14 protein-coding genes are annotated in these 14894 nt (G+C 62.8%); 6 read left to right on the top strand and 8 right to left on the bottom strand.

From position 1 onward, the window contains the following. The first annotated feature begins 157 nt into the window (after positions 1–157). The 3 genes from NLN62_RS32525 to NLN62_RS32515 are packed head-to-tail and all read left to right on the top strand — an operon-like array spanning position 158 to position 3678. Positions 158–1141: a zinc-dependent alcohol dehydrogenase family protein gene (locus NLN62_RS32525; RefSeq protein WP_254111524.1), complete on the top strand. Its 984-nt coding sequence runs from the start codon at positions 158–160 to the stop codon at positions 1139–1141. Between the two features lie 12 nt (positions 1142–1153). Continuing rightward, on the top strand, positions 1154–2695 hold the full coding sequence (locus tag NLN62_RS32520; protein ID WP_254111523.1) for a bifunctional aminoglycoside phosphotransferase/ATP-binding protein: 1542 nt from the start codon (positions 1154–1156) through the stop codon (positions 2693–2695). Positions 2696–2703: 8 nt separating this feature from the next. Continuing rightward, positions 2704–3678, top strand: coding sequence for a CHAD domain-containing protein (locus tag NLN62_RS32515; protein WP_254111522.1), 975 nt, complete (start codon positions 2704–2706; stop codon positions 3676–3678). On the opposite strand, the gene NLN62_RS32510 is transcribed toward NLN62_RS32515, so the two are convergent. Next, the gene (locus NLN62_RS32510) at positions 3675–5528 is read right to left on the bottom strand and encodes an alpha/beta hydrolase (protein WP_256576005.1); all 1854 of its coding nucleotides are present in this window, start codon (positions 5526–5528) and stop codon (positions 3675–3677) included. The two genes, NLN62_RS32515 and NLN62_RS32510, sit on opposite strands and share 4 nt — an antisense overlap. Positions 5529–5562: 34 nt before the next feature. Continuing rightward, on the bottom strand, positions 5563–5931 hold the full coding sequence (locus NLN62_RS32505; protein WP_254111521.1) for a hypothetical protein: 369 nt from the start codon (positions 5929–5931) through the stop codon (positions 5563–5565). A 218-nt stretch (positions 5932–6149) separates the two neighbouring features. Between NLN62_RS32505 and NLN62_RS32500 the strand changes: the two genes are divergently transcribed. After that, positions 6150–6878, top strand: a complete 729-nt coding sequence (locus NLN62_RS32500) for a CBS domain-containing protein (RefSeq protein ID WP_254111520.1) — start codon at positions 6150–6152, stop codon at positions 6876–6878. Between the two features lie 8 nt (positions 6879–6886). On the opposite strand, the gene NLN62_RS32495 is transcribed toward NLN62_RS32500, so the two are convergent. The 3 genes from NLN62_RS32495 to NLN62_RS32485 form a co-directional block, all read right to left on the bottom strand. After that, on the bottom strand, positions 6887–7342 hold the full coding sequence (locus tag NLN62_RS32495) for a RidA family protein (RefSeq protein ID WP_027528461.1): 456 nt from the start codon (positions 7340–7342) through the stop codon (positions 6887–6889). A gap of 15 nt (positions 7343–7357) precedes the next feature. Next, a complete protein-coding gene (locus NLN62_RS32490) occupies positions 7358–9049 on the bottom strand; it encodes a benzoate-CoA ligase family protein (protein WP_254111519.1) in 1692 nt (563 codons plus the stop codon). Positions 9050–9190: 141 nt separating this feature from the next. Next, positions 9191–9682 carry a MarR family winged helix-turn-helix transcriptional regulator gene (locus tag NLN62_RS32485; RefSeq protein ID WP_254111518.1) on the bottom strand — a complete coding sequence of 164 codons (492 nt, stop codon included), beginning with the start codon at positions 9680–9682 and terminating at the stop codon, positions 9191–9193. Positions 9683–9983: 301 nt separating this feature from the next. Between NLN62_RS32485 and NLN62_RS32480 the strand changes: the two genes are divergently transcribed. Both NLN62_RS32480 and NLN62_RS32475 read left to right on the top strand, forming a co-directional pair. Continuing rightward, positions 9984–11159, top strand: coding sequence for an ABC transporter substrate-binding protein (locus tag NLN62_RS32480; RefSeq protein ID WP_254111517.1), 1176 nt, complete (start codon positions 9984–9986; stop codon positions 11157–11159). Positions 11160–11196: 37 nt separating this feature from the next. Beyond that, a complete protein-coding gene (locus tag NLN62_RS32475; protein WP_254104582.1) occupies positions 11197–11649 on the top strand; it encodes a cupin domain-containing protein in 453 nt (150 codons plus the stop codon). Positions 11650–11664: 15 nt separating this feature from the next. Here NLN62_RS32475 and NLN62_RS32470 read toward each other — a convergent pair whose 3' ends face one another. From NLN62_RS32470 to NLN62_RS32460, 3 genes are all read right to left on the bottom strand, one after another. Continuing rightward, entirely contained in the window at positions 11665–12915 is a 1251-nt protein-coding gene (locus NLN62_RS32470; RefSeq protein ID WP_254111516.1) for a flavin-dependent oxidoreductase, read from the bottom strand. 172 nt (positions 12916–13087) lie between these two features. Continuing rightward, positions 13088–13924 (bottom strand): enoyl-CoA hydratase family protein, encoded by an 837-nt coding sequence (locus NLN62_RS32465; protein WP_254111515.1) that lies wholly within the window; start codon positions 13922–13924, stop codon positions 13088–13090. A gap of 38 nt (positions 13925–13962) precedes the next feature. Next, positions 13963–14724 carry an SDR family NAD(P)-dependent oxidoreductase gene (locus tag NLN62_RS32460; protein WP_254111514.1) on the bottom strand — a complete coding sequence of 254 codons (762 nt, stop codon included), beginning with the start codon at positions 14722–14724 and terminating at the stop codon, positions 13963–13965. Positions 14725–14894: the final 170 nt, after the last annotated feature.

The raw sequence follows: 14894 nt of genomic DNA, 5'->3' as shown, positions 1-14894 counted from the left end.
CTCTGTCGGTCAAGATATACCGCCTCGCCGCCCGCCCCTTGATCCTCGTCAAGGCCAAGGGCGGTCCGGCAAGCCGACGACTTGATGGGCGTCAAGGACTTGCCGTGTTCACACGCTAGGATCGATATGATCCCTGCGATGGGTTCGGGAGAGACTGATGCGTGCGATGGTGCTGCCCGGCCGACGAGCGCGGCTGCGGATGGATGAACGGCCCGATCCGATCCCCGGCGACGGCCAGATCCGGGTGAAGGTCAGTGCCTGCGGCGTCTGCCGTACGGACCTTCATGTGGTTGACGGCGAGCTGCCTGATATCCGTTATCCGATTGTCCCCGGTCATGAGATCGTCGGCCGCGTCGATCTCATCGGGCCCGTCGTGACCACGCATCGGCTAGGGGATCGCGTCGGCATCCCCTGGCTCGGCTACACCTGCGGCACCTGCCGGTTCTGCCGCGAAGGCATGGAAAATCTCTGCGATCATCCGTTGTTCACGGGCTGCACGCGCGACGGTGGCTACGCGACGCATGCCATTGCCGATGCACGCTACGCATTTCCGCTTGGCGAGGATGGCGACGATGTCGCGATCGCGCCGCTGCTATGCGCGGGCCTGATCGGCTGGCGTTCGCTTGTGATGGCAGGACACGCGAAAAGGCTCGGGATCTATGGCTTCGGAGCCGCTGGCCACATCGTCGCCCAGGTCGCAGTTTGGCAGGGGCGCTCTGTCTACGGCTTTACGCGCCGCGGCGACATTGCGGCACAGGATTTTGCGCGCAAGCTCGGCGCCGTCTGGGCTGGGGCATCGGACGAGCTGCCTGATGCCCCACTCGATGCTGCCATCATCTACGCACCTGCCGGCGAGCTCGTGCCGGCCGCCTTGCGTGCGGTCCGCAAAGGCGGCCGCGTGGTTTGCGCCGGCATTCACATGAGCGACATTCCGAGCTTCCCCTACAACCTGCTCTGGGAGGAACGGCAGCTGCTTTCCGTCGCCAACCTGACCCGCCAGGATGGATTGGATTTTCTGAAGATTGCGCCGCAGGCCGGCGTCCGGACCGAGACGACCGTCTTTGCGTTGAGCGAGGCCAACGAGGTTCTGGACAGACTGCGGGGCGGGCAGATCCTGGGAGCGGCCGTGCTGCGGCCTTGACGATATCGCCACATGACGCCCTCACACCCAGACACTTCGACCCAAGAGCGGATCTTCGCATTCCTGACCGATCCGAGGACGCATCCGGGCGTCACGCGGATCGATACGCATGCGGCCTCGGTTTTTCTCGACGGCAACCGCGTACTGAAGATCAAGCGGGCAGTCCGCTTTCCCTTCCTCGACTATTCGACGCTGGAGAAGAGAAAGGCAGCCTGCGAGGAGGAAATCAGAATCAACCAACCGCTGGCGCCGCAGATCTACCGGCGCGTGGTCGCGATCACGGAGGAGCGTGACGGCTCGCTAAGGATTGAAGGAGAAGGTCCGGCAATCGAGTTCGCCGTGGAGATGATCCGCTTCGACGAAAACCGGACGCTGGATCATCTCGCACAAGCCGGCCCACTGGATCCGCATCTCGCGACAGGCATCGCCGATGCGATCGCAGCCTCGCACGCGATCGCAGCGCGCGTCGAGGCACCTCGCTGGATCGGAAAGATCCCGGCGCTGATCGACGGAAATAGCGAGGGTCTGCGGCGCGGCGGCCATGTCTCGACGACCGAGATCGACGAATTGGCACGGGCTTCACACGACGCATTTGTGCGCGTTCGTGAGCTACTCGAGGATCGTGGACGCCGGGGCTTCGTGCGACGCTGCCACGGCGATCTGCATCTGGGAAACATCGTGCTGATCGACAATCAGCCAACGCTGTTCGACGCGATTGAGTTCGATCCGGAGATGGCTTCGATCGACGTTCTCTATGACCTTGGTTTCACGCTGATGGACCTGCCGCACTATGAGCAGCAGTCGGCAGCAAATATAGTCTTCAATCGCTACCTCGTCACGACGGAAGCCGAAAACGCCGACGCGCTTGGCGCGCTTCCTCTATTCATGTCCATCCGCGCAGCGATCCGCGCCCAGGTGCTGCTCGCGAAGCTGGCACGGCCTCACGCCGATCAAACCGGGATCATCGAAGATGCGCGTCGCTACTTTCGCCTGGCCCAGGCGCTGATCAGTCCCCCGGCTCCCCGCTTGATCGCGGTCGGTGGCCTTTCGGGGACTGGAAAATCGCTGCTCGCGCGCATGCTCGCTCCCCTCGTCCCGCCACAGCCGGGTGCCGTCGTGCTGCGCAGCGACGTCGTGCGAAAACAGCTGTTCGGGGTCCAGGAAACAGACCGGCTGCCGCAATCTGCCTATCATCCCGACGTCACCGCGCGGGTCTATGATGCCCTGGCCGAGCGCGCGCGGCGCGTTCTGGCACAGGGGCATTCGGTCATCGTCGATGCGGTCTTTGCGCAGCAGTCCGAGCGGAGCGAGGTGGCTGGATTGGCGCGGGCGTGCAATGTCCCTCTGAGCGGGTTCTTCCTGGTCGCGGACCTGGCAACGCGCCAGGCGCGTATCGGCAGCCGGCGGGACGACGCATCAGACGCAACGCGAGAGGTTGCCGAGCTTCAGGAGCGCTATAATATCGGCGACCTGGACTGGAGGATCATCGACGCCTCAGGAACACCAGAGCAGACGCGCGACCGTTGCCGGACGGGGATGGCGGGGGACAGGTAAGCAGGACGATGGCGCGACGCACCACGACACCGGAGGCCCCCGCCCGCGTCAAGCCGGCATCGGCACGGAGCACCTCGCCGGCCCGCCTCAGTGCCGGAATGGCCTGCGATACCGCATTTCGAATCGTAGCCCGTCGTCACCTCAATGCGGTCATGGCCCAGCACGAGGGAACATGCAGCGGCGATCCCGACGCCCTTCACCAAATTCGCATCGCGCTCACGCATCTTCGCACCGCCATCCGTTTCTTTTCTCCCATGGTCGACGACACCGTGCGGCCGGTCGTCTGGACCGAGCTGAAATGGCTGCATAGGCAACTCGGCATGGTGCGCGATCTCGATGTCGCGATCGAGCGAATTGTCGCTGCCAGCGGCGAAGAACTCGCCCTGATTGCCCAGCTTCAGTTGTGGCAGGAGAAACGGGCCGAAAGCCATCGTATTCTGGCGCGAGCGCTGCAATCGGCCCGCTGTCGCCGCCTCATCGAGCAGACATCCGGCTGGATCGAGAGCGGGCCCTGGTCAACCAGACGAACCAAGGAGGCCATCAGATTGCGCCGGGCTTCGCTCGCCGAACACGCCGCGCAGCAGCTGGCGGCGTGGGAAAGGATCCTTCTGAAGAAGTCGCGCAAGCTCGACGAGCTCGGCGTGAAGAAGCGGCATCGCTTGCGGCTTCGCAACAAGCGACTGACCTACGCGATCGAGTCCCTCGAAGACCTGTTCGTCGATGAGTCGCTTGAGAAGCAGAAGGCCATTCTCAAACAGTTGCGCCGAGCACAACGCAGCCTTGGGCAGCTCAACGACGACGCAAGAGGCCGTGCGCTTGCCAGGGCGCTCAATGGTGAGGGGTCGGCCGTCAGCCTCCACTTCCTCGGTCGCAAGCGCGAGAAGAAACTGCTGCAGACGGCGGCGACCGCCTATAGGAAACTCGACAAGGCGAAGCCTTTTCGAGCCTCCGGATTGACGCTCGGCACGGAGCCTGCCGACTAGGTCAGGACGTAATCGCCAGGCGCATCTGGCAGATGATCGACATTGCCGAGCCCCATGCGAGGCGGTTCGCAGAGGTCGCCGGACCGCGCGAGGAGCCATCTGGTCCATTCCGGCCACCACGACCCCTCGACACGCGGCGCGAGTTCGACCCATTCGTCACGGCCGACATAGGGCGCGTCTGCCGCCTTGGTCATCACCTGATAGCTGTGCCCGGGCTCGCCAGGCGGCGCAACGATGCCGGCGTTGTGGCCGCCGCTGGCCAAGAGGAAGGTCACGTCGGCATCGACCTGATAGTGAATCTTGTAGACCGATCGCCAGGGCGCCACGTGATCCCTCAGCGTGCCGACCACGAACATCGGCGCGTGAATATCCGACAATGCGATGTTGCGCCCGTCGACGTGATAGCGTCCCTCCGCCAGATCGTTGTCGAGGAACAGCTGACGCAGATATTCCGAATGCATCCGATATGGCAGACGCGTGGCATCTGCATTCCAGGCCATCAGATCGCTCGGCGGCGCGCGCTCGCCCAGCAGATAGTCGTGGGACAGCCGCGACCAGATCAGATCGTTCGAGCGCAGAAGCTGAAAGGCGCCGGCCATCTGCGTGGTGTCGAGATAGCCGCGCTCCCACATCATGTCCTCGAGGAATGCGACCTGGCTCTCGTTGGTGAACAGCGTCAGCTCGCCCGCTTCGGTAAAATCCGTTTGCGCGGCCAGCAATGTGATGGACTTCAAGCGATTGTCACCGTCGCGCGCCATCGCGGCGGCGGTGATCGACAGCAGGGTTCCCCCAAGGCAGTAGCCGAGAGCATGGACCTTCCGGCGCGGCTGAATGCACGCGATCGCATCAAGCGCTGCCTTCACACCCAGCTTCCGATAATCGTCGAAGGCAACGTCGCGGTCGCCGGCGCCCGGATTGCGCCACGAGATCGCGAACACGGTAAAGCCCTCGCCGGTGAGATACTTCACCAGTGAATTCTGTGGCGACAGATCGAGGATATAGTACTTCATGATCCAGGCCGGAACGATCAGCACCGGTTCGGGCCGGACCTTCTCGGCGGTCGGGTGATACTGGATCAACTCCATCAATTCGTTGCGGTAGACCACCTTTCCCGCCGAGGCCGCCACCGTCTTGCCGACAGCGAACTGGCCATCACCGGCCAACTTGTTGGCGGAACGCATCCGCGGAAAGTCGCTCCACCAATTCTGCCAACCAAACACGAAATTCTGGCCGCCACTCCGAAAGGCCCTTTGCAGCACTTCAGGGTTGGTCGCGACGAAGTTCGACGGCGCCAGCATGTCGAGAACCTGGCGCACGGAGAACTCCACGACCGCCTCGTTGGCGGGTGCCACACCTCGAACGCCGGTCGTCGCCTTGTGCCACCACTGCTCGCTCAGCAGAAACGCCTGAGCCAGCAGGTTGAACGGAGGACTTTCCCATTCGGGCCTGGCGAAGCGACGGTCCTGAGCCTGCGGTTTGATCACGGACCAGGGGTCCTGATCGGGTTTTGGCGCATGTGCTGCGGCCTGGAGCAGCAGGCCCGCATCTCGAACAGCATCCTTCGCAATCTCCATCTGTCGCTGCGGCGCGGCCACAAGGTGCGAGGCCCAATCGAGATAGGCGAGCGACAGGGCGATGGGCGAGATGCCGCCGGTCAGCCGCGCCAGCATCGCATGCAAGGCTCGGTCAACCGGATAGGAGTCCGCCGACGGGATTGGGCCAGCGGCCACCGCTTCGGGCGTTTTTTCGGGGCTTGTGGCCTCAGTGCCTGCTGGCACGTCGGCAATCAGATCGGCCACTGGAGCGGGCTCCTCGGCCCGCTGGAGTAGAGAGGTCTTTCCGGCGCTCATGGCTCGCATTTCGTCCGTATTTCCGGCTTCGGGCTCAATCGCGAGACGCAACATTGAAGAGGCCCGTGGTGGTCGCGATCACTCTGTCGCCGTGCTTGAAAATCCGATCGCAGTCGCGCCGGATGAAATCGATCTGATGCTGACCGCATTCGGCGCTGAGCGTTCTCCAGTCCTTGACAGAGTGCGAGCCCGCGAGCTTTGAGATGAACTCTGCGAACAAATGCGTCTCGGTCTGCGTGCGGTCCAGGAGCTCGTTGGCGACGAAGACAATCTCGTCCAGGAACAGCCGTTGCGCGCTGAACATGAGATCGAACGTGCGCTGGTTTGCCTCCGCGACCCGCCGGGCGGGATCCGACACCAGCTTCTCGGGCGCAAAATCTTGCAGTTTGGCGAGTTCGCTCAAGGTGACCTCCTGGCTCGCTCTGGGACTTCCAGGTTCCAGAATATGACCATGGGCCTTGCGCACCTTGAGCTGCATCAAGCGCGGCCGCGCCCCCTGACCCATTGACCTGCGTCAAACCGCCAAGTTCCGCCTGCACTAGGCTCGCGACATCGAATTCTTGCCAAGGATTCTTGCCAAGAACAGGCCAAGAATTCTGCCAGGACATGTGGAGTTATGCCATGCGCGCCCACCAGATCATGACCCGGTCGGTCATCTCGGTCACGCCCGACACCACCATCGTCGAAGCCGCGAACATCATGCTGAAACGCCATGTCAGCGGTCTTCCGGTGGTCGACGAAACCGGCAAGCTGGTCGGCGTCGTGTCGGAGGGCGACTTCATCCGGCGCAGCGAGATCGGAACCCAGCGCAAGCGTGGCCGCTGGCTGAAATTCATCCTTGGCCCCGGCCAATCGGCCAGCGATTTCGTTCAGGAACACGGCCGCAAGGTTTCCGAAGTGATGACGACGTCACCGGTGACCATCACCGAGGATACGGCACTTGCCGAGATCGTCGACATCTTGGAGCAGAACAACATCAAGCGCCTGCCCGTGGTACGCGGCGACAAGGTCGTCGGTCTCGTCTCTCGCGCCAACCTGCTCCAGGCTGTCGCTAGCCTTGCCCACCAGGTGCCCGATCCCACGGCGGACGACGATCACATTCGCAGCCGCATCATTGACGCGATGGAAAAGAACGACTGGTGCCCGTTCGGACTGAACGTCATCGTCAGCGACGGCATCGTACACTTGAGCGGCGTCATCACGGACGAGAGCGCACGCCGGGCGGCAATCGTCCTGACCGAGAACATCGATGGCGTGAAGAAAGTGCACGACCATCTGTGCTGGGTCGACACGATCTCCGGCGTCTATCTGAACTCACCGGAGGACGACGATCTCGCCAAGGCGAGCTGATCGGTGCATCAGCGCGGGATCACGGCGGTGGCTTCGATTTCGACGCGCGCCGCCTTCTCCACCAGCCTGACGACCTGCACCAGCGCCATTGCCGGATAGTGCGCGCCAAGAATCTCCCGGTAAATCTGGCCAAGCGCCTTCAGGTTGGCCAGGTACTCGTCCATATCAACGACATACCAGGTGAGACGCACGAGGTGCTCGGGCCGCGCGCCACCTTCCGCAAGAATCGCCGCGATGTTGCTCAACGTCTGACGAACCTGCGCGACAAAGCCATCCGCAAGGCGCTCTTCCGCGTCCCAGCCGATCACGCCGCCGGTGACGACGATGCGTCCTTCCGCGGCCACGCCGTTGGCATAGCCCTTCGGCATCGGCCATCCGGAGGGCTGCAGGATCCGGGTCGGAGGTGCATCTTCCCTGATCGGCAGCGTTGCGAGCTGCGGGCTCTTCGGCGTCGTTGCAGACAATCGTCCATTCCTCTCTTATTTGGTGTCGACGCCGGGCGACGAAGCCGCCGCCAGCGCCATCTGCCGCAAGGCAAAGCGCTTCAACTTGCCGGTCTCGGTCTTCGGCAACTGCGTCACGAACTCGATCGCGCGCGGATACTTGTAAGGCGCGATCTCGCGCTTGACGTGCTCCTGCAGATCGGTCGCAAGCCGCGTGTCCGGCACGACGCCGGGGGCGAGGATCACATACGCCTTCACGATCATGCCGCGCGCCTCATCGGGCGCCCCTACGACGCCGCATTCGGCGACCGCCGGATGCGTCAGAAGAGCAGCCTCGACGTCGGTACCGGCGATGTTGTAGCCGGCCGAAACGATCATGTCGTCGGAGCGCGACTGGTACCAAAAGTACCCGTCGGCATCCATCACATAGGTGTCGCCGGTGATGTTCCAGCCATTGTGGACATATTTGCGCTGCCGCTCGTCGGCAAGGTAGCGGCATCCGGTCGGCCCGCGGACCGCGAGGCGGCCCATCGTGCCTGATGGCACGTCGTTGCCGTCATCATCGACGATCTTCGCCTCGTAGCCCGGCACCGGCTTGCCGGTGGCGCCAGGGCGAATCTCGTCTTCCGTCGCGCTGATGAAGATGTGCAGCAATTCGGTCGAGCCGATGCCGTCCATCAGTTTGATGCCCGTTGCGTTCAGCCAGGCGTCGAATGTCGGCTTGGGCAAGGTCTCACCAGCGGACACGCATTTGCGCAAGGACGAGATGTCGCGGCCTGCGATCTTGCCGAGCATCGCGCGGTACGCAGTCGGCGCCGTGAAGCAGACGGTGGTCTTGTAGCGCTCGATGGCCGCAAGAAAATCGTCCGGCGTGGTCTTCTCCAGAACGACGAAGGACGCGCCGATATGCATCGGGAACAACACGCCGCCGAAGCCAAAGGTAAAGGCGAGCGGCGCCGATCCGATGAAACGATCGTCCTGCTTCGCCCGCAGGATGTTGCGCGCATAGCCGTCACAGACTGCCAGCATATCCCTATGGAAATGCATCGTGCCCTTGGGGTCGCCGGTCGTACCCGACGTGAAGGCGATCAGGCAAACATCGTCGGACGCCGTGTCGACCGCCTCGAACTCGGGGCTTGCGTCTGCGGTCAGCGCTTCCAGCGAGTCCGCAGCGCCTGTGCCCCAGTAGACGACGTGCTTCAACCCCGGCGCTGCCGCTTTCGCCTTCTCCATTTCGTCGGATAGCTTGCCGTCGCACAGCGCCAGCGTGATCTCGGCTTTCTGAATTGGATACAGAAGCTCCTTGGCACGCAACAAGGGCATGGTCGCAACCACGATGCCGCCGGCCTTGATGACCGCAAGATATGTGGCGACCATCATTGGATTGTTCGCCGAGCGGAGCAGGACACGTCCGCCGGTCACCAGGCCAAGCTTGCCAACCAGCACATTGGCAATGCGGTTCACGAGCCGTTGCAGCTCGCGATAGCTGTAGCTGACGGAAGGACTGATCGAGCATGGCGCATCGCCATGCCCCTCTTCGACCCAGCGATCAAGGAAGTAACTGACGCAGTTCAATCGCGGCGGATATTGCAGCTCCGGCCGCGTGAAGATGAACTCGGGCCATAGATCGCGGGGCGGCAGATGTTGCAAGACAAAGGTGTCGGCGTGAGCCGTTCCAGCCCTGCCGGCATATGAGCCCGGAAGTTGCACCTTGGCGGCGTTAGCCATCGCACGCTCCTTTCAGCTTGGAGAGCACCCGGCAGCACTATCTGGAAATCATTTTAGGCTTAAAATAATTTGGCGCAATAGCAGATTTTGGACAACGCGTGCTTTTTCTGACGGCAGGGGGAGCGATCGCTGCGGAACAGGCTACGCTTTGCGGCGCGAGGCGGATTTCTGAGCCGAGGCCTTGGTCTTGGCCAGAAGGCGCATCAATTCACGCACGTCCTTTGGCGTGAGATCGGCAAAGACGTCGGCAATCCAGGTCTCGTGTTCCGCGGCCATCCTGCGAAACTCGGCGCGGCCGAGCTTCGTCAGCCGGATGACCTGGACGCGGCGGTCGGTGTCGGAGGTGCGGCGGTCGAGGTGCCCGGATTCCACGAGACGTTCGACGAGCCCCGTGACATTGCCGTTGGAGACCATCATGCGCTTGGAGACGTCGGACAAGGTCATGCCGTCCGGCGCCTTGTCGAGTTGCGCCATCAGATCGAAGCGAGGCAATGTGACGTCGAACCGCTCCCGCAGGCGGCTGCGCACCTCACCCTCGATCAGGGTCGTGCAGGTCAGCAGACGCAGCCACAGCCGAAGCTCTTCGGCATGGTCTTCCGGAAGTTCGACAGCCTTGGTCTCGGAATCGAGCATCGTGGTGCGGTCACTATGTCACAGCACTGGCGGCGGAAGCGAGCCAACGGTCGTTTTGAGCTTCAAGTAATTTCCGCCCCACCGCAAGCCCAAAACGCGCCGAACAACCCGTGCGGACCGAATTTCTTTAGGCTTCAAGCAATTGGCGCGCCGCTTGCATATAGCGCAGGGCTGATGCGCGGGCGGATGGCGCAACGCAAGATGCAGCAAGCTTCGGCTCTGCTTGCCGCGGACGCCGTCATCAGAATAAGCTTGGATCGAACGACAGGGCTGCAGCATGAGCGCGAGCATGGGAGAGATCATGAAGAAGAAACTGAAGTTGGCGGGATTGGCTCTGCTCGTCGGCGCCGCACTGGATCCGGCACTTGCGCAGGAGAAGATCAAGCTCGGCGTGATCGTGACCTTGTCGGGCCCCGCCGCCGCGCTCGGCCAGCAGGTTCGCGACGGTTTCGCGCTCGCGGTCAAGGATCTCGGCGGCAAGATGGGCGGCCGCGATGTCGAGGTCGTGGTGGTCGATGACGAACTGAAGCCGGATGCGGCGGTGACCAAGGTCAAGGGCCTGCTCGAGCGCGACAAGGTCGATTTCGTGGTCGGGCCGATCTTCTCCAACGTCCTGCAGGCGATCCATCGCCCCGTCACGGAATCCAAGACATTCCTGATCAGCCCCAATGCAGGCCCGTCGACCTTCGCCGGCAAGGACTGCAGCCCCTTCTTCTACGTGACCTCCTACCAGAACGACCAGGTGCACGAGATCCTCGGCAAGGTGGCCCAGGACCGCGGCTACAAGCGCATGTATGTGATGGTGCCGAACTATCAGGCGGGCAAGGATTCGGCGGCCGGTTTCAAGCTCGACTACAAGGGCGAAATCGTCGAGGAATCCTATATGCCGCTCAACACGCTGGACTTCCAGCCGGAGCTTTCGAAGATCGCCTCGCTCAAGCCTGACGCGCTCTTCACGTTCATGCCGGGTGGCCTTGGCGTCAACCTCGTCAAGCAGTACCGGCAGGCGGGGCTTGCCGATACGATCCCGGTGCTGTCGGCCTTCACGGTCGACGAATCGACCTTGCCGGCGCAGCAGGACGCGGCCGTGGGCATGTTCGGCGGCGCGAACTGGGCGCCCAACCTCGACAACTCGCAAAACAAGAAGTTCGTCGCGGCCTATGAAGCCGCCTACAACAGCGTGCCCGGCACCTATGCTTTCCAGGCCTATGACGCCGCGATGTTGATCGACAGCGCGGTCAGGGGCGTGAAAGGCGACCTCGCCAACAAGGACGCCGTAGGCGCAGCCCTGAAGAAGGCCGACTTCACCTCGCTGCGCGGCTCGTTCAAATTCAACACTAACGGCTATCCGATCCAGGATTTCTATCTGACCAAGGTCGCCAAGCGCCCTGACGGAAAATTCCAGACCGAGATCGTTCAAAAGGTCTTCGAGAACTACGGTGACCGTTACGCAAAAGACTGCAAGCCGGCGAACTGAATGCCGCGTTGAGCCTGGAGTAAAGGGAGGAATTCAAGTGAAGAGCGAGATCACCGGCATCACGAGGGCCAATGAGGGTATCCAGGGCATTTCCTGGAACATTCTCGGCCAGACCTATGTGCCTAAGAGCTATGCCGAGCACAGCTTCTCCTGGCATGCGACGCTGCCGCCCGGCACCTTCGTGCCGCCGCACATTCATCCGGACCAGGACGAGTATCTCTATATGCTGGAGGGAAAGCTCGACTTCGTGCTCGGCAACACCGAGGCGCAGGCAACGCCCGGTGACTTGATCCGGCTCGGCATGGGCGTCCCGCACGGCATCTTCAACAAGTCGGAGCAGACAGCGAAGGTGCTGTTCTGGGTCTCACCGAGCCGCAAGCTCTATGACCTGTTCTGGGGCCTTCACAATATGAAGGAGCAGAAGCCGGAGGACGTCGTCGCAATGGCCGCGGAGTTCAACATCCACTTCCTGCCCCCGCCGCCGTCCTAGACGGAGGGCGGCGTATCACGCCCTGACGGCGGCCAAGCCCGGCACCGCGGCGAAGCCGGCCTTCGTCGCATAGCCGCGCACGATCGCCTCACGCTGCGAGTAGCTCAGCACGTTCTCGACATTGTCGAAACCATCGGGCGCGAGCTGCTCGACCGCGTCGATCACCCCTTCGGGGCCGCCACGACGATTGGAGCGGACAATCTCAGCCGTCATCGGCAGACGCTTCTTCTCATACTCGACCAGCGCCTGGCGCGGGTGCTCGGAACGCGCGAGCAGATCTGCAAGGCAGCGCGCATCGAGAATGGCCTGAGACGCGCCGTTCGAGCCGACCGGATACATCGGATGCGCAGCATCGCCCAGCAGCGTAACCCGCCCCGACGACCAATAGGGCAAGGGATCACGGTCACAGGTGGGATATTCGTAGAACTCGGGCGTTGCCGAGATCAAGCTCTTGACGTCGATATAGGGCACCGAGAAGCGCGCGACGTGCGGCATCAATTCTTCACGCCGGCCCGGCCGCGACCAGTCCTCCTTGCGCGGCGGCGGCGCGTTACCCTCGCCGATCTTCACCAGCACCGCCCAGTTCGTGAGGCGGCTCGCAGGGCTCGAGCCCTCAGCGATCGGATAGACCACGACCTTGGCGTTGAGGCCACCGGCGACGATCATCGACTTGCCGGTGAGGAACACCGGCCAATCGCGCGCGCCGCGCCACAGCATCAGGCCGTTCCAGCAGGGCGGCCCCTCGTTCGGAAACAGCGTCTCACGTACACGGGAATGGATGCCGTCAGCACCGATCAGGATGTCACCACGCGCCGTGTGGACGTGTCCGCCGGAGCGATCAAAGAAATAGGCGGTGACGCCGCCTTCGTCCTGGGTGAAGGCGCCCAGGCGACAACCGGTGTGAATGATCGCGGGCCCGAGCCGCTCCTCGACCGCGCGGTGGATGACGCCCTGCAGACGACCGCGATGAATCGAGAATTGCGGCACGTCATGACCCGCGTCGATGCCGCGCGCTTCGCGCCAGACTTCCTGACCGTGACGATTGAGATAATAGAGCTGGTCGGTGCGGATCGCGACCTCGTCGAGCTTCGGCAAGAGACCGAGCCCGGCAAGCTCGCGCATGGCATGCGGCAGGGTGTTGATGCCGACGCCGAGCTCGCGAATGGTATCGGCTTGTTCAAAAATCTCGCAAGCAATGCCGCGCGCGCGCAGCATCAACGCCGTGGTGAGACCTCCGATACCGCCACCGACGATTATCGCCTTCATCGCCCAAACTCCACTCGATACACGCCAGGCAACGGGGTTAACGTCGCATGGGCGGTCACTCCGCCGCAAGCGGCTTTATCGCCCTCACCCTCCGCGTCGCCCGGCTCTTGGGCTTAGCCTTAATTAACAACTCCTCGAAATTCCTGCCTTCGCATATTCTGCTGCGGAGCGGCTAATCCCCCCTGAAGACCGGCTTGACCTTGTTGGCGAAGGCTTCGAAAGCGCGCTCGAAATCGGCCGTCGTCATGCAGAGCGCCTGCGCCACGGCTTCCGCCTCGATCGCCTCTTCCACCGACATCGCCCATTCCATCGCCAGCATCCGCTTGGTCATGGTGTTGGCGAAGCTCGGGCCTTCCGCGATTTGTTTCGCCAGCTGTTGCGCCTGCGGCAAAACCTGGTCGGTTGTGACGATACGGCTGAAGAAACCCCAGCGCTCGCCCTCCTCCGCCGTCATGAAGCGACCCGTGTAGAGCAGCTCAGAGGCGCGCGACTGACCGATGATCCGCGGCAGGATGGCGCAGGCCCCCATATCGCACCCGGCGAGCCCGACCTTGTTGAACAGAAACGCGACCTTCGCACCACTTGCCGCCAGCCGCATGTCCGATGCCATGGCGACGATCGCGCCGGCGCCGGCACAGATGCCTTCAACCGCGGCAACGATGGGCTGTGGGCAGGCCCGCATCGCCTTGACGAGGTCGCCGGTCATCCGCGTAAAGGCGGTGAGCCCCTTGGTGTCCATCTTGACGAGGGGGCCGATGATCTCGAACACGTCGCCGCCCGAGGAAAAATTGCCGCCGGCGCCCGTGACGACGATGGTCTTCACCGCGTCGTCGAACGCGCAGGCGCAGAAGAAGTCGGTGAGTTCGCGATAGCTCTCGAACGTGAGGGGATTTTTTCGTTCTGGGCGGTTCAATGTGACCGTAGCCACATGGTCAACCACTGCAAGCAGGAAATGCTGAGGGGAATAATCCGCCAGCGGCACGGTAACAGGATTGGCTGGTCTGCTCATGAGGACTCTCTGTCGTTCTCGTTACGCTACCCTGCGGTCTATATTTCGCCACCGGCCACTGCGATCGCCTGCCCCGTGATTGCGCCGGCACCTTCACCGCAAAGCCAGAGCACGGCGTCCGCCACCTCCTGTGGCGTGACGAGCCGACCCTGCGGGTTGTGCCGCGCGAGATCGGCGATCGCCTGCTCGCGGCTCCGCCCTGTCTTCTTCATGATGTTCTCGATGCTATCGGCAACGAGGTCCGTATCCGTAAAGCCCGGGCAGACGGCGTTCACGGTGATATCGCTGTTTGCCATTTCCAGCGCCAGCGAACGCACGAGCCCGACCACGGCGTGTTTGGCGGCCGCATAAGCGCTGACGTAAGCGTAGCCTTTCAAGCCCGCTGTCGATGCGATCGCGACGACGCGGCCATAAGGGCGGTCCTTCATCGCGGGCAACACGGCCTGGACGGCGTGCACCACGCCCATGAAATTGACATCCATCATCCGGGCAAAGAGCGCGGCGTCGGATTTTGCGAACGGCGCGGATTCGGCGCTCCCGGCGTTCGCGATCAAGATGTCGATGGGCTGTCGCTCGGCCGTCTTCGCGATCGCAGCCCTCAGCGCCGCCTCATCCGAAACATCGGCGACAACAGCATAATGCGCGGCCCCCGCATTGACGGCCTCCTCCAGAGTCGCAGCATTGCGGCCGAGTACGGTGACCGTGGCGCCGGCTTCTGTCAAAGCTGCTGCGGTAGCGCGACCGATGCCGCGGCCACCGCCCGTCACGAGCGCATGCGAAGAACGCGGCAGTCCGGACATGCGCAGCCTCCCTGAAGGCACCGGTGGATCGAGCGTTGCGAATATATTTTAAGCTTCAAATTATTGCAATGGAAGGCCCCATTTCAGCCCTCGTGAGGTGCCGGTCCGGAAATTGCTTTAAGTATAAAGTTATCTCTTCCCATCCCCGACAGGCCTGTTAGCATCGGCGG

It is taken from the genome of Bradyrhizobium sp. CCGUVB23, assembly GCF_024199885.1.
In the GTDB taxonomy this organism is placed as follows: domain Bacteria; phylum Pseudomonadota; class Alphaproteobacteria; order Rhizobiales; family Xanthobacteraceae; genus Bradyrhizobium.
This window is presented reverse-complemented; position numbering and strand designations above follow the sequence as displayed.

What these genes read in the sequence shown, in the direction of transcription:
- NLN62_RS32525 (WP_254111524.1), top strand. Translation starts at nt 158, where the DNA reads ATGCGTGCGATGGTGCTGCCCGGCCGACGAGCGCGGCTGCGGATGGAT.
- NLN62_RS32520 (WP_254111523.1), top strand. Translation starts at nt 1,154, where the DNA reads ATGACGCCCTCACACCCAGACACTTCGACCCAAGAGCGGATCTTCGCA.
- NLN62_RS32515 (WP_254111522.1), top strand. Translation starts at nt 2,704, where the DNA reads ATGGCGCGACGCACCACGACACCGGAGGCCCCCGCCCGCGTCAAGCCG.
- NLN62_RS32510 (WP_256576005.1), bottom strand. Translation starts at nt 5,528, where the DNA reads ATGAGCGCCGGAAAGACCTCTCTACTCCAGCGGGCCGAGGAGCCCGCT.
- NLN62_RS32500 (WP_254111520.1), top strand. Translation starts at nt 6,150, where the DNA reads ATGCGCGCCCACCAGATCATGACCCGGTCGGTCATCTCGGTCACGCCC.
- NLN62_RS32490 (WP_254111519.1), bottom strand. Translation starts at nt 9,049, where the DNA reads ATGGCTAACGCCGCCAAGGTGCAACTTCCGGGCTCATATGCCGGCAGG.
- NLN62_RS32485 (WP_254111518.1), bottom strand. Translation starts at nt 9,682, where the DNA reads ATGCTCGATTCCGAGACCAAGGCTGTCGAACTTCCGGAAGACCATGCC.
- NLN62_RS32480 (WP_254111517.1), top strand. Translation starts at nt 9,984, where the DNA reads ATGAAGAAGAAACTGAAGTTGGCGGGATTGGCTCTGCTCGTCGGCGCC.
- NLN62_RS32470 (WP_254111516.1), bottom strand. Translation starts at nt 12,915, where the DNA reads ATGAAGGCGATAATCGTCGGTGGCGGTATCGGAGGTCTCACCACGGCG.
- NLN62_RS32465 (WP_254111515.1), bottom strand. Translation starts at nt 13,924, where the DNA reads ATGAGCAGACCAGCCAATCCTGTTACCGTGCCGCTGGCGGATTATTCC.
- NLN62_RS32460 (WP_254111514.1), bottom strand. Translation starts at nt 14,724, where the DNA reads ATGTCCGGACTGCCGCGTTCTTCGCATGCGCTCGTGACGGGCGGTGGC.